Here is a 13325-nt window from a genome sequence, read left to right as displayed (position 1 = left end):
TATTGAAAAATAACTAGACTGCGAATATTACCCTAAATAGGCGTATTTCGCAAAACTTATTTTTCAAAAACAAAAAAGATTTTCACCGCACTTTTGTTTATCTATTTTTTATCCAATATTCAATCATTAAAATTATTCATACAAAAAATGAAAATTATGAGTTTGCTTAATAAACTAGAATTCGGCATTATCTCAATCAAGCGGACGTTTAGCCGTCTAAATAGAAATTTATTATTCCCATTATAATAGGAGCAAGATGATGACCACATTTCATGTATTAGGATTCCCTCGTGTTGGTGCAAAACGTGAACTTAAATTTGCACAGGAACGCTACTGGCGTAAAGAATTAAGCGAGCAAGATTTATTAGAGTTAGCCAAAGCCTTGCGTGAAAAAAATTGGCAACACCAAGCGGATGCCAATGCCGATTTCGTGGCAACCGGCGATTTCACGTTCTACGATCACATCTTAGATTTACAAGTGGCCACTGGCGCCATTCCTGCACGTTTCGGCTTTGATAGCCAGAATTTAACCTTAAGCCAATATTTTGAATTAGCACGGGGTAACAAAGATCAATTTGCGATTGAAATGACCAAATGGTTTGATACTAACTACCATTATTTAGTGCCTGAATTTGCCAAAAACACCCAATTCAAAGCAAATCCCGCCCATTATGTGAATCAATATCGTGAGGCAGTAGCGAAAGGACATAAAGCCAAACCTGTGATTGTTGGCCCATTGACATTCCTTTGGTTAGGGAAAGAAAAAGGTGAAACCTTTAATCGCTTTGATTTATTGAAAGATTTAGTACCAGTTTATCAACAAATTTTAACCGCACTTGCCAACGAGGGCGCCGAATGGATTCAAATTGATGAACCTGCGTTAGCCTTAGATTTACCACAAGCATGGATTAATGCGTTCCAATCTGTGTATGCGGAATTAAGCCAAGTTAAGGCGAAAATTTTATTAGCCACTTACTTCGGTTCTGTGGCAGAACATGCGCCATTATTGAAAGCCTTGCCAGTGGCAGGTTTACACCTTGATTTAGTACGTGCGCCAGAACAATTAGCCGCTTTCACCGATTATAACAAAGTGCTTTCTGCGGGCGTAATTGACGGTCGTAACATTTGGCGTGCGAACTTAAATAGCGTGCTTGATGTGTTAGAACCATTAAAAGCAAAATTAGCGGATCGTTTATGGATTGCCCCAAGCTGTTCATTATTGCACACGCCTTATGATTTAAGCGTAGAAACCCAATTACAAGCGAACAACCCTGATCTTTATTCTTGGTTAGCGTTCACGTTACAAAAAGTGGAAGAATTAAACGTATTAAAACAAGCGTTAAACCATGGCCGTGCGTCAGTGCAAGCCCAATTAGACGCTAGCCAAACGGCGGCTGATGCTCGTGCGAACAGCAAAGTGATCCACAAAGCGGAAGTGGCAGCACGTTTAGCCAACTTACCAACAGGCGCCGATCAACGTAAATCACCGTTTGCAGAACGTATCGCTAAACAAAATGCGTGGTTAAATTTACCCTTATTACCGACCACCAACATCGGTTCATTCCCACAAACTAGCGAAATCCGTCACGCACGTGCCAGTTTCAAAAAAGGCGAATTGTCTTTAGCCGATTATGAAACAGCAATGAAAAAAGAAATCGAATATGTGGTGCGTAAACAAGAAGAATTAGACTTAGATGTGTTGGTGCACGGTGAGGCAGAACGTAACGACATGGTGGAATACTTTGGCGAATTATTAGACGGTTTTGCATTCACTAAATTCGGTTGGGTGCAAAGCTACGGTTCACGTTGTGTGAAACCACCTGTAATTTTCGGTGATGTCACCCGTCCAGAGCCAATGACCGTGCGTTGGTCGCAATATGCGCAAAGCCTCACCAAAAAAGTGATGAAAGGCATGTTGACAGGTCCAGTTACCATTCTGCAATGGTCATTCGTGCGTAACGATATTCCACGTTCAACGGTATGTAAACAAATCGGCGTGGCGTTGTCTGATGAAGTGTTAGACCTAGAAAAAGCAGGCATCAAAGTGATTCAAATTGACGAACCTGCGATTCGTGAGGGCTTGCCACTCAAACGTGCGGACTGGGATGCCTATTTACAATGGGCAGGCGAGGCGTTCCGTTTAAGTTACATGGGTGTCGCAGATGATACGCAAATTCATACGCACATGTGTTACTCTGAATTTAACGACATCTTGCCAGCCATTGCCGGCTTAGATGCAGACGTGATCACCATTGAAACCTCACGCTCTGATATGGAATTATTAACCGCATTCGGCGATTTCCACTATCCGAACGACATTGGTCCGGGTGTATACGATATTCACAGCCCACGTGTGCCAACAGAGGCAGAAGTGGAACACTTGTTACGCAAAGCATTAAACGTAGTGCCAAAAGAACGTTTATGGGTCAATCCAGACTGCGGTTTAAAAACCCGTGGTTGGCCAGAAACTATCGCGCAATTAGAAGTGATGATGAACGTGACGAAAAAATTGCGTGCTGAATTAGCGTAATATGAAATAGGCTATTTAGCCCCGTATGCAAAATACGGGGCTTTTTTTATGGTTGATTTTTTGCTACACTCAAAAACCTAGTCGGGGTGCTTTTTCATCAAAAGCTGAGAAGATACCCGTTGAACCTGAAACAGATAAGGGGCTGAGAGTGTGTTATTATTTTCCTGCGTTGTTGCTTAAAAAAGCCACAGGCAAGGAAAAAAATGCAGAAAATAGTGGTTCTATTTTCAAATTTTTTGACGCAGAATGTGGCTTTTTTAAGCACAACCCCACGGGACGGGACAAATTTTAGCCTACTCTGCGTTGAAAGACGCTTGTTTAGAATGACTAAACTACTCGTCTTTCGCCTTGATTAGGCTAAAATTTGTCTCCGTCGCAGAAAAATAATAACACACTCTCAGCCCCCAACTGCCGTAGGAAACTAAATTATGATCTATAAAACTCATTTTATTCAAACCCTTATCCAACAAGCTCAACCTCACTGGCATGATTATGTTGAACACGATTTTGTGCAACAGCTCGGGCAAGGTACACTACCAATCAGCCGTTTTCAATATTATTTAAAGCAAGATTATTTATACCTTTTCCACTACAATCGTGCCTTAGCCTTAGCGATATTTAAAGCGGAAAATTTTGAGCAAATGCGAGAAATTCATCAGGCCATTACAGTTTTATTAGAAGAAATTCAATTACATATCGATTTCTGTCAAGAATGGGAAATTGCTGAACAAGACTTACAGAATCTTGCTGAAGATCCCGCTTGCGTGGCCTACACTCGCTATGTGTTAGATTGTGGTATTACAGGAGGACTTGCGGAACTTTATGCAGCGATTGCCCCTTGTGCCATTGGCTATGCGGAAATTGGCTTGCGTTTAAAACAGCAAAGCGCGCCCAATAATCCTTACCAAAAATGGATAGATGCTTACGCCGATGAAAGTTTTCAAACGGCGGTGGAAAAATATCAAGATTTTTTAACCGCACTTTGCCAAGATTTAAACCCAAAACAATTAGCCAATATTCAACATATTTTCACCACAGCGACCCGAATGGAAGTGGCATTTTGGCAAATGGGGTTAGATCATTAATTTTTTTATACTTTGCTGATGAAATTATTGCTATAATTCACACAATATTTTATTTCAGCACGGTTCATTCAATGAAATTTAAACTGATTTTAGGCTTATTATTAGGATTATTGCCCGCTGTTGTGTTGGCACAATGGAAATCTGTCGGCAAGGCAGATTATAACTGGGGGCCGTTTTTGGTGTATAGCATTACGCTGTCAACCGAAACGGGGCAATATCAAGAAAATCAACGCCCGTTAATGCTGACGTTTACTTTCGATAAGCAAGTTGAAGGGAAAAATTTCGCTGTGACGTTGGTGCGGGAAATGGAAAGTTTGAAACTGACGCAAACGGATACGTCCGTTTGGTTAAAAGCGTTGCAACGTATTTTCCCTGACTTTTCGCCACAAGACCAACTGAGCTTTATTGCGTTAAAGGATAAAAGCTATTTTGTGCTAAATGATACGGTGTTAGATTATGAATTTGAGCCCGAATTTGCCCCAATTTTAACCGCAGTTTGGCTGTCTGATAAAACGAATTTTAGTAAAATGCGTGACATGTTGTTAAATCAACAAAATCTCGACAACGAAGAACCCAAAATAGAACGAGAAAACATTCCGTTAGATGAAGAAAACATCAATCCGCAGTTGCCTCCGGAATACCCGTTAGATGAACAACCCGAAGTGGTGTCTTAATTTTGCTATCAGCCCTGTTTAACAGGGCTTTTTCATGGCATGATGATATTTTCGTTCTAACTGCATGATCATGGCTAGAGCAATATCCACACCGCTTGTTTTTTCAATTAATTCAAGGCCTGGGCTAGCATTGACTTCTAGCACCAATAAACCTTGTTCAGAACGAATTAAATCCACCCCTGCTACGTCTAACCCCAAGGCTTTGGTCGCTTGAATAGCGATACTTTGCTGTAGTGGTGTGAGGGTGATTTTTTCGGCCAGTCCACCACGGTGGAAGTTGGCCCGAAACTCGCCTTGTTGTCCTTGACGTTGCATGCTAGCAACGACGGCTTCGCCAACAACAAAACAACGGATATCCGCATTTTCTGCCTCTGACACAAAATCTTGTAACAACGCCACCACATTGGCCTCTTTCAATGTTTCCAAAATACTCACCGCACTTTGTGCTTTTTCCGCCAACATCACGCCGATCCCTTGTGAGCCAGTGAGGGTTTTTAAAATCGTTGGGCTGTCCATTTGTGCCACTGCTTGCTTGGCGGAAAATTCACAGCCAGCTAAACCGCTACTTGGTACTGCCACACCCGCTTGTTGCAATAATTGCAGACTTTGCCATTTATCTCTAGCACGTAAAAAGGCCTGATCCTCATTTAAACACACCGCCCCCTGTGCGGTAAAATGACGTAACACGGCACAACCCATTTGAGTGCTTGCAATACCAAAACGAGGTAACACCGCCTCATATTGAGGCAGTAAACGAGGGGAGGCTTGCGCTGAATCTTGATAGTAAATAGCAAAGTGCGGTGCATTTGCGCTGAGTTTTAATAAACAACGATTTGGGTCGAGAATATCCATGGTATGTCCTCGCTGTTCTGCGACTTCTTTTAAGCGTTGGCAACTGTATAAACGAGGTTCTCGGCATAGCATTAAAATATTCATAAGATTTTGGCGACTTAAGTGTTAGAAAAAAACAATTTATATTTTTACTTAATTTCACGTAAAATACCACCACATTTAGTCAAAAAGGAAAAAACGATGTTTGTTAAAATTTATGGTCGTATGACTTGCCCATTTTGTGTGCGTGCAAAAACCTTAGCCGATAAACTTTCAACGGAAGTTGAGGGATTTAGCTATGAATTTATTGATATTATCGAAAAAGACATGAGCAAAGAGGATATTGCCAAAGCCATTGGTGTCGCCGAAGTCAAAACCGTTCCACAAGTGGTAGTGGATAATCAACCGATTGGCGGTTGCACAGATTTCCAAGCCTTTGCGCAACAAAAATTTGCGATTAGCCTGTAATTTTTCCACAAAAAACCTAGTGCATTAACACCGCACTAGGTTTTTTATTTAAACAATTTGCGACTATTATTTAGATAACACTTTTTGTAGCGCTTGATACAAAGTTTGCGCTTTCTCGCCACTCAAGGCAAATTTATCTTCATCGCTGATTACCACGGCACTTTCATTGCCATAAGCACTGATTTGCATGGAATATTCGCCCTTTTCAAGATCAGGTTTCGTTAAGCCAAAACGTGCCCACTCGGTATCATCAAGCGGTTTATATTTTAACAACGCATAACCTTTACCTGCCGTGGATTCTTTATATTCAAAGCCAAGTTGCGGTAACGCTTGTTGTAATTTTTGCCATGCTTGACGGAAAGTAATATTCATTGCCAAAGCTGTATGTTGATTGCTGTCGGTCACAATAGCAGATTGCACTGCACCGGCGGCCACATCAGCGGTCGCAACTTGTTGCTGCTGTTGACGATAAGCCGCATTGAGTTCACCGACTAATTGATTTAAACGATCTGAAGTATAACGTTCTTTATCTTTTACGGTTGGGGTAAAAATCACTTCATCACGTTTCATTTGCGCCAATGCCACCACTAACGCATTGGAATCGCTCGTGCCGACTTCCTCAATGATATAACGTGCTTGTACATCACCGATATCATCAGCACGCCCCGTTTTCGCCCAATCAGTTTGCACCTGATTGCCCGAAGTGGTGAATGGAATGCCTTGCTCGGTTAACAAACGTTTCACTTGCTGAATATTATAAACCGTTTTTTTCTCGGCAGGATAAACAATAGAAGAACGCTCACCATCAAATTGTGCCACGGAATTGCCAATAATCGCCATCGGCGTAGATGGCGGACGAATATCCGTACCATCCGTTTTCACCGTCACATTGGTTGGCAGTTGATAAGTATTTTCTTGCCCTAAAATCGTGACGCCCCCCGTATCTAAGGTGGTGAACACGGGAATAATGCCACGTTTTTCATAACTGTCATTCGCCGTTTGCTTACTTTCATTACTGGTTGAGCAAGCTGTCACAGTGGCTAACACGGTGAATGCTAAAAGCCATTTTTTCATCATCAATCCCTTTAAAAAATTTTGTAAAATAGACCGCACTTATAGACCACAAAAACGGTAAAAAGTTTAGGGCTAATCAAATAGCCCTAAAGTGCGGTGAAAATTAAAGTAATTTTGCTTGTTGTAAGGCGGCTAATACTTTTGGTTGTGCCGTTTCACTCAATACGGTTAATGGTAAACGTAAAACAGGTTGACTAATCAAGCCTAATTTATAGGCCGCCCATTTCACAGGAATTGGGTTGCCCTCTACAAATAGATCATGATGTAAAGCCATTAAACGTTGATTAATTTGCTCCGCTTGTTCAAATTGGCCGGCTAATGCCAGTTCGCACATTTTCGCCATATCGGCAGCCGCCACGTTATTGGTCACGGAAATCACACCTTGACCACCTAATTTAATACTTTCTAAACCGGTCGCATCATCACCACTCAAGAAAATAAACTCTTCACCGGCTAATTCTTTAATTTTACGTACTCGGCTCACATCACCTGTGGCCTCTTTAATCCCGACGATATTTTTAATTTCCGCCAAACGTCCCACGGTTTCTGGTTTCAAATCGCTCCCCGTTCTGCCCGGTACGTTATACAAAATTTGCGGTAAATCCGTGCATTCAGCAATGGCTTTAAAATGTTGATACATCCCCTCTTGGGTCGGTTTATTATAATAAGGCACCACGGATAAACAACCGGCCACACCGCTGTTATTCAATAATTTGGTCATAGTGATGGCTTCTGCTGTGGCGTTGGCGCCAGCGCCCGCAATCACAGGAATACGGCCCGCAGCAAATTCGACGGTTTTCAAGATGGCTTTCAAATGTTCATCAGGAGTTAAGGTAGCAGATTCTCCGGTAGTCCCCACCGATACGATGCCATGGGTGCCTGCCGCCACATGAAAATCCACTAATTTTTTTAACTCAGGATAATCCACTTCGCCGTGGCTATTCATGGGGGTAATGAGTGCAACAATACTGCCGTGAAATAAAGGTGTTAAAGACATAAAAACCTCTCGTGATATTTTGTTGATGTTTGCTTGATAAATTTCCTTTATCATTGCTAAAATAATCACAATTTGCAAGTAAGTTTTATTATTTTTGTGCAAAAATAATAAAATGAATCAAGATAGTAGGAATTTATTGATGAATTTTTTAAAAATAGGTGCCATTGCACCGCAGTTTGCATTACAAAATCAACACGATGAAACCATTTGCCTGAGCGATTTTAAAGGTCAAAAAGTCTTGGTGTATTTTTATCCTAAAGCACTCACCCCAGGTTGTACCACGCAAGCCTGCGGTTTACGTGATGCAAAAGCAGAACTGGATAAACTCGGCGTGGTGATTTTTGGCATTAGCCCTGACAGCCCGAAAAAACTGGCGCAATTTGTGGAAAAGAAAGCACTTAATTTTGATCTGCTCGCCGATCCTGATCATCACATTGCTGAACAATTTGGCGTTTGGGGCGAGAAAAAATTTATGGGGCGGACCTATGATGGCATTCACCGCATTAGCTTTTTAATTGACGAACAAGGCAAGATTGAACAGGTGTTTGATAAATTCAAAACGGGGGAACATCATCAGGTGGTGTTGGATTATTTATTAGCACATTAATTGCCTAAAATGGGGTAAAAAAATGGATAACACATCATGAGGTTATCCATTTTTCTTTATTGCTATTTAAAAAACACTCTCGCATTTCTAAACAACCGCATCCAAGCACCGTCTTCGTTCCAGTCTTGTGGATACCAAGAGTTGCTCACGGCACGGAATACCCGTTCTGGGTGAGGCATCATAATCGCGACGCGTCCGTTGGCATTGGAAAGGGCGGTAATACCGTCTACTGATCCGTTCGGGTTGGCTGGATAGACTTCCGTTGGTTGAATATTGTTGTCCACATATTGGGCAATAATCAAGCCTTGATCACGCAAGCCTTGTAATTGGTTGGCGTGTTTAAATTCGACCCGACCTTCCCCGTGGGATACGGCAATTGGCATATGGGATCCTGCCATACCAGCAAACCAAGGGGAATTATTTTGGTTAATTCGCACTAATGCTGCACGAGCTTCAAAACGTTCAGAGGTGTTACGCACAAAACGTGGCCAGTTTTCTGTGCCTGGGATAATCTCGGAAAGCGTGGAAATCATTTGGCAACCGTTACAAATCCCTAATGCTAGTGTATCTTCACGTTCAAAGAAGGTTTGGAATTGATCACGAAGTGCGGTGTTAAATAGAATAGATTTTGCCCAGCCACCGCCTGCACCGAGAACATCACCATAAGAGAACCCACCACAAGCTACTAACGCATTGAAATCTTTGAGGTTATGGCGTGCATTATGCAGATCGCTCATGTGTACATCAATGGTCGCAAAGCCTGCACGATCAAAGGCGGCTGCCATTTCAACATGGCTATTCACCCCTTGTTCACGCAAAATTGCAATACGTGGTTTTAGTCCTTTCGCAATATAAGGTGCAGCCACATCTTTATTAACATCATAGCTTAAATGGGCTGAGAATCCTTTATTATCGGCATTTTTCTTGGCTGCAAATTCTTGATCCGCACATTCAGGGTTATCACGTAAACGTTGCATTTGGTGGGTTAATTCCGCCCAGATACCTCGTAATTCAGAGCGTTTTTCACTAAGTAATAGTTTATTGCCACGGTAAATCTCAAATTCATCATTTTCTGTCACATAGCCCAGTTCTTTGGTTAGATGAAGTAGCCCGTGTTGGTTTAACACATCACGTACGGCATTAAGCTCACTTTCTCGCACTTGAATAACCGCACCAAGTTCTTCATTAAATAGCACGCTAAGATCGTTATCGCCTAAAGTGCTAATATGCACTGATACACCACAATGTCCTGCGAACGCCATTTCAGCCAAAGTGACAATTAAACCACCGTCTGAACGGTCATGATAGGCTAACAAGTTACCCTTTTGAACCAGAGTTTGCATCGCATTAAAGAAGTTTTTCAATAAGCTCACATTGACTACGTCCGCTGGTTTGTCGCCTAATTGTTTATAAACTTGTGCTAATGCCGTTGCACCAAGGCGATTTTTCCCTTCACCTAAGTCAATTAACAATAAACGAGTTACCCCTTGATCGGTGCGTAATTGTGGGGTCACGGTTTTGCGTACATCTTCCACCCGAGCAAAAGCACTGATTACTAACGATAACGGAGCTGTCACGGATTTTTGTTCGCCGTCTTCCTGCCAAGTGGTTTTCATTGACATGGAGTCTTTGCCCACAGGAATGGTTAAGCCTAAAGCAGGGCAAAGTTCTTCACCCACGGCTTTGACTGCTTGATATAAACCTGCATCTTCGCCTTTGTGTCCTGCCGCTGACATCCAGTTGGCAGAGAGTTTAATGCGTTTAATATCGCCGATATTGGTGGCAGCGATATTGGTGATACTTTCCGCGACCGCTAAACGAGCAGAAGCGGCGAAATCTAATAATGCCACGGGAGCCCGTTCGCCAATGGTCATGGCTTCGCCGTGATAGCTGTCTAAGGAAGCTGTTGTGACTGCCACATCAGACACAGGAATTTGCCACGGACCGACCATTTGATCACGAGCCACCATTCCCGTGACAGAACGGTCACCAATAGTAATTAAGAAGGTTTTTTCTGCCACCACAGGTAAGCGTAAAACACGGTGCAATGCTTCTTTTAATGCAATATTGCTTTGCGAAACTGGCGAATTTTGCACCGCAGTTGACTGCACATCACGGGTCATTTTCGGGGTTTTGCCTAATAACACATTCATTGGCAAATCAATGGGTTTGTTACCAAAATGGCTGTCGTTAAGAGTTAAATGAAGTTCCTCGGTGGCTTCACCGATTACCGCATAAGGGGCACGTTCACGCTGACAAAGTGCTTCAAATAACGGTAATTTTTCAGGCGATACCGCTAACACATAGCGTTCTTGTGATTCGTTACACCAAATTTCTAACGGCGACATGCCCCGTTCATCACTTAAGATTTTGCGTAATTCAAAATTACCGCCACGACCGCCGTCATGTACAAGCTCAGGCATTGCATTAGACAAACCGCCAGCACCCACATCGTGAATAAACAAAATCGGGTTGTCATCCCCCAACTGCCAACAACGGTCAATCACTTCCTGACAACGGCGTTCCATTTCAGGGTTATCTCGTTGTACGGAGGCAAAATCTAAATCTTCTTTGGATTTACCTGATGCCATAGAAGATGCCGCACCGCCACCTAAACCGATATTCATGGCAGGACCGCCCAACACAATTAATTTTGAGCCAACGGCAATCTCGCCTTTTTGTACGTGTTCGGCACGGATATTACCGATCCCGCCTGCCAACATAATCGGCTTGTGATAACCACGCACTTCTTCACCTGCAAAGCTGTTCACTTTTTCTTCATAGGTACGGAAATAACCCAACAAGGCAGGGCGACCAAATTCATTGTTAAATGCCGCACCGCCTAAAGGTCCATCTATCATAATGTCTAACGCCGAAGCAATGCGATTTGGTTTGGATAACGGATTTTCCCAAGGTTGCTCAAAACCTGGGATCGCTAAGTTAGATACGGAAAAACCCACTAACCCTGCTTTTGGTTTGGCCCCCCGTCCCGTCGCCCCTTCATCACGAATTTCACCGCCCGAACCTGTTGCCGCCCCTGGGAATGGTGAAATGGCGGTTGGGTGGTTGTGGGTTTCCACTTTCATCAAAATATGAGCATCTTCATTGTGATAGCAATATTGCCCGTCTGCATCAGGGAAGAAACGCCCGACTTTTGAACCATTCATCACCGCCGCATTGTCTTTGTAAGCGGACAGCACATAATCGGGGGTTTTCTCAAAGGTATTTTTGATCATTTTAAACAAGGACTTTTCTTGTTTTTCGCCGTCAATCACCCAATCCGCATTAAAGATTTTATGGCGGCAATGTTCCGAGTTGGCTTGTGCGAACATATACAATTCAATGTCCACGGGGTTACGCCCAAGTGCGGTGAAATTTTCCACTAAATAATCAATTTCATCGTCCGCCAACGCCAAGCCTAAATTCACATTAGCCTGTTCTAAGGCGTGACGACCACCGCTTAAAATATCTACAGTAGTAAAGGCTTTCGGATCTTGCTGTTCAAATAATTTTGCTGCATCTTGTGGATCACGCACCACATTTTCCATCATTCGGTCGTGAATATGGGAAGTCAACGCAATTTGTTCATCTTCCGTTAAGCTACGCTCAAATGCAAAATAAAACGCTAAACCACGCTCTAACCGCAACACCTTATCTAAACCGCAATTATGAGCAATATCGGTAGCTTTCGATGACCAAGAAGAAATGGTGCCAACCCGAGGAATCACGACAAAGCATTCGCCCTGCGGTTCGTGTTGTGCCAGTGTTGGACCATAATGCAGAAGTTCTTCTAATTCTGTGGTTTCTTCGGCTGTCAATTCAGCAGACAAATGAGCAAAATGCACATACTCGGCATAGCAGGATTTGACAGGTAAATGGGCTTTTTGAAAGCGAGTCGCTAATTGATTTAAACGAAATTCAGATAAGGCTGGTGAGCCACGGAAAATTTGGAACATTGGTTTTTCCTTCGAAAATAGTGGGATAAATAAAACACGCTTATTATAAAGGAAAAAACGTTTAACGAAAACGTTTGCGTAAGAAATTCAAAGAAAAAGGGAGAAACGTAAAAACCGATGTCAATTAAAATAATCAATACCATCGGATTTCATTTCGCCAAAAAGCAAGATAATGTTATAATCCTCCCTTTCATTTTAAAGGAAAGACAAGATGACTGCACCATTAACCTACTGGCAACGTACCAAGATTGCCTTTCAATATGTCATGCCACAACTTTATTTAACCCAATTGGCGGGCTGGTTTGCCAAGCAAAAATGGGGCGCCGTGACGCATTTTGCCATTAAGTTATTTGCGAAAAAATATCAGGTGAATATGCAAGAAGCGGAAAAAACAGCGTTTACCGCTTATGCCAGTTTCAATGAATTTTTTATCCGCCCGTTAAAAGCAGACGCACGAGAAATTAATCAAGAAAGCACCGCACTTTGTCTGCCCGCAGACGGACGAATTAGTCAATGTGGGCAAATTGCCGACAATTTATTATTGCAGGCCAAAGGGCATTTTTTCAGCCTTGAAGATTTATTGGCTGGCGATCAGGCATTAGTGGCTGATTTCAAAAATGGTACCTTTGCCACCACTTACTTGTCGCCTCGGGATTATCACCGTGTGCATATGCCTTGTGATGGCACACTCACTAAAATGATTTATGTACCGGGCGAGCTGTTCTCGGTCAACCCATTTTTAAATACCCATGTGCCGAATTTGTTAGCACGCAATGAGCGGGTAATTTGTGTGTTTGATACCGCTTTTGGCAAGATGATTCAAATCTTAGTCGGCGCCACCATCACCGCCAGCATTAGCACCGCTTGGGCGGGCGTGATTAATCCACCTCGAGCCAAAGAAGTAAAAAGCTGGGATTATTCTGGTGGCAATGCACCAACCTTGCGTAAAGGGCAAGAAATGGGCGCTTTCCAGTTGGGGTCAACGGTGATTAATTTATTCCAAGCCAATCAAGTGCGTTTAGCAGATAATTTGGATGTCGATACGGTCACGCAAGTCGGCCAAGTATTGGCTTACAAAAAATAATTTATTAACCAAAAAGGAA

11 protein-coding genes are annotated in these 13325 nt (G+C 42.7%); 7 read left to right on the top strand and 4 right to left on the bottom strand.

The window, feature by feature from the left end:
* Positions 1 to 259 precede the first annotated feature (259 nt).
* The 4 genes from metE to ACTG7X_RS08905 all read left to right on the top strand — a co-directional run bounded on the left by metE (position 260) and on the right by ACTG7X_RS08905 (position 4289).
* On the top strand, positions 260 to 2530 hold the full coding sequence (gene metE / locus ACTG7X_RS08920; protein ID WP_439258145.1) for a 5-methyltetrahydropteroyltriglutamate--homocysteine S-methyltransferase: 2271 nt from the start codon (positions 260 to 262) through the stop codon (positions 2528 to 2530).
* A gap of 25 nt (positions 2531 to 2555) precedes the next feature.
* The gene (locus ACTG7X_RS08915) at positions 2556 to 2822 is read left to right on the top strand and encodes a hypothetical protein (RefSeq protein ID WP_439258128.1); all 267 of its coding nucleotides are present in this window, start codon (positions 2556 to 2558) and stop codon (positions 2820 to 2822) included.
* 136 nt (positions 2823 to 2958) lie between these two features.
* Complete coding sequence (tenA, locus tag ACTG7X_RS08910; RefSeq protein WP_439258127.1) at positions 2959 to 3615, top strand: thiaminase II; 657 nt, start codon at positions 2959 to 2961, stop codon at positions 3613 to 3615.
* 71 nt (positions 3616 to 3686) lie between these two features.
* On the top strand, positions 3687 to 4289 hold the full coding sequence (locus ACTG7X_RS08905; RefSeq protein ID WP_439258126.1) for a hypothetical protein: 603 nt from the start codon (positions 3687 to 3689) through the stop codon (positions 4287 to 4289).
* 18 nt (positions 4290 to 4307) lie between these two features.
* Here the strand turns inward: ACTG7X_RS08905 and ACTG7X_RS08900 are convergent, their stop codons facing one another.
* Positions 4308 to 5225 (bottom strand): RimK family alpha-L-glutamate ligase, encoded by a 918-nt coding sequence (locus tag ACTG7X_RS08900; protein ID WP_439258125.1) that lies wholly within the window; start codon positions 5223 to 5225, stop codon positions 4308 to 4310.
* 96 nt (positions 5226 to 5321) lie between these two features.
* Between ACTG7X_RS08900 and ACTG7X_RS08895 the strand changes: the two genes are divergently transcribed.
* The gene (locus ACTG7X_RS08895) at positions 5322 to 5588 is read left to right on the top strand and encodes a GrxA family glutaredoxin (RefSeq protein WP_439258124.1); all 267 of its coding nucleotides are present in this window, start codon (positions 5322 to 5324) and stop codon (positions 5586 to 5588) included.
* A 66-nt stretch (positions 5589 to 5654) separates the two neighbouring features.
* On the opposite strand, the gene bamC is transcribed toward ACTG7X_RS08895, so the two are convergent.
* Both bamC and dapA read right to left on the bottom strand, forming a co-directional pair.
* A complete protein-coding gene (bamC, locus tag ACTG7X_RS08890; RefSeq protein WP_439258123.1) occupies positions 5655 to 6662 on the bottom strand; it encodes an outer membrane protein assembly factor BamC in 1008 nt (335 codons plus the stop codon).
* Positions 6663 to 6765: 103 nt separating this feature from the next.
* The gene (gene dapA, locus ACTG7X_RS08885; RefSeq protein WP_439258122.1) at positions 6766 to 7659 is read right to left on the bottom strand and encodes a 4-hydroxy-tetrahydrodipicolinate synthase; all 894 of its coding nucleotides are present in this window, start codon (positions 7657 to 7659) and stop codon (positions 6766 to 6768) included.
* A gap of 139 nt (positions 7660 to 7798) precedes the next feature.
* Between dapA and bcp the strand changes: the two genes are divergently transcribed.
* Positions 7799 to 8266 carry a thioredoxin-dependent thiol peroxidase gene (gene bcp, locus ACTG7X_RS08880; protein WP_439258121.1) on the top strand — a complete coding sequence of 156 codons (468 nt, stop codon included), beginning with the start codon at positions 7799 to 7801 and terminating at the stop codon, positions 8264 to 8266.
* Between the two features lie 62 nt (positions 8267 to 8328).
* Here bcp and purL read toward each other — a convergent pair whose 3' ends face one another.
* The gene (gene purL, locus ACTG7X_RS08875) at positions 8329 to 12222 is read right to left on the bottom strand and encodes a phosphoribosylformylglycinamidine synthase (protein WP_439258120.1); all 3894 of its coding nucleotides are present in this window, start codon (positions 12220 to 12222) and stop codon (positions 8329 to 8331) included.
* 211 nt (positions 12223 to 12433) lie between these two features.
* On the opposite strand from purL, the gene asd reads away from it, so the two are divergent.
* Positions 12434 to 13306 carry an archaetidylserine decarboxylase gene (asd, locus tag ACTG7X_RS08870; RefSeq protein ID WP_439258119.1) on the top strand — a complete coding sequence of 291 codons (873 nt, stop codon included), beginning with the start codon at positions 12434 to 12436 and terminating at the stop codon, positions 13304 to 13306.
* The last annotated feature ends 19 nt before the right edge of the window (positions 13307 to 13325 follow it).

The organism is Lonepinella sp. BR2271, assembly GCF_051851515.1.
Classification (GTDB): domain Bacteria; phylum Pseudomonadota; class Gammaproteobacteria; order Enterobacterales; family Pasteurellaceae; genus Lonepinella.
The sequence above is the reverse complement of the archived record's forward strand: the minus strand, read 5'-3'. Positions and strand labels throughout refer to the sequence as shown.

Coding starts and splice junctions, on each gene's coding strand:
- bamC (WP_439258123.1), bottom strand. CDS start 6,662: ATGAAAAAATGGCTTTTAGCATTCACCGTGTTAGCCACTGTGACAGCT.
- ACTG7X_RS08895 (WP_439258124.1), top strand. CDS start 5,322: ATGTTTGTTAAAATTTATGGTCGTATGACTTGCCCATTTTGTGTGCGT.
- dapA (WP_439258122.1), bottom strand. CDS start 7,659: ATGTCTTTAACACCTTTATTTCACGGCAGTATTGTTGCACTCATTACC.
- purL (WP_439258120.1), bottom strand. CDS start 12,222: ATGTTCCAAATTTTCCGTGGCTCACCAGCCTTATCTGAATTTCGTTTA.
- ACTG7X_RS08900 (WP_439258125.1), bottom strand. CDS start 5,225: ATGAATATTTTAATGCTATGCCGAGAACCTCGTTTATACAGTTGCCAA.
- ACTG7X_RS08915 (WP_439258128.1), top strand. CDS start 2,556: ATGCAAAATACGGGGCTTTTTTTATGGTTGATTTTTTGCTACACTCAA.
- tenA (WP_439258127.1), top strand. CDS start 2,959: ATGATCTATAAAACTCATTTTATTCAAACCCTTATCCAACAAGCTCAA.
- metE (WP_439258145.1), top strand. CDS start 260: ATGACCACATTTCATGTATTAGGATTCCCTCGTGTTGGTGCAAAACGT.
- ACTG7X_RS08905 (WP_439258126.1), top strand. CDS start 3,687: ATGAAATTTAAACTGATTTTAGGCTTATTATTAGGATTATTGCCCGCT.
- bcp (WP_439258121.1), top strand. CDS start 7,799: ATGAATTTTTTAAAAATAGGTGCCATTGCACCGCAGTTTGCATTACAA.
- asd (WP_439258119.1), top strand. CDS start 12,434: ATGACTGCACCATTAACCTACTGGCAACGTACCAAGATTGCCTTTCAA.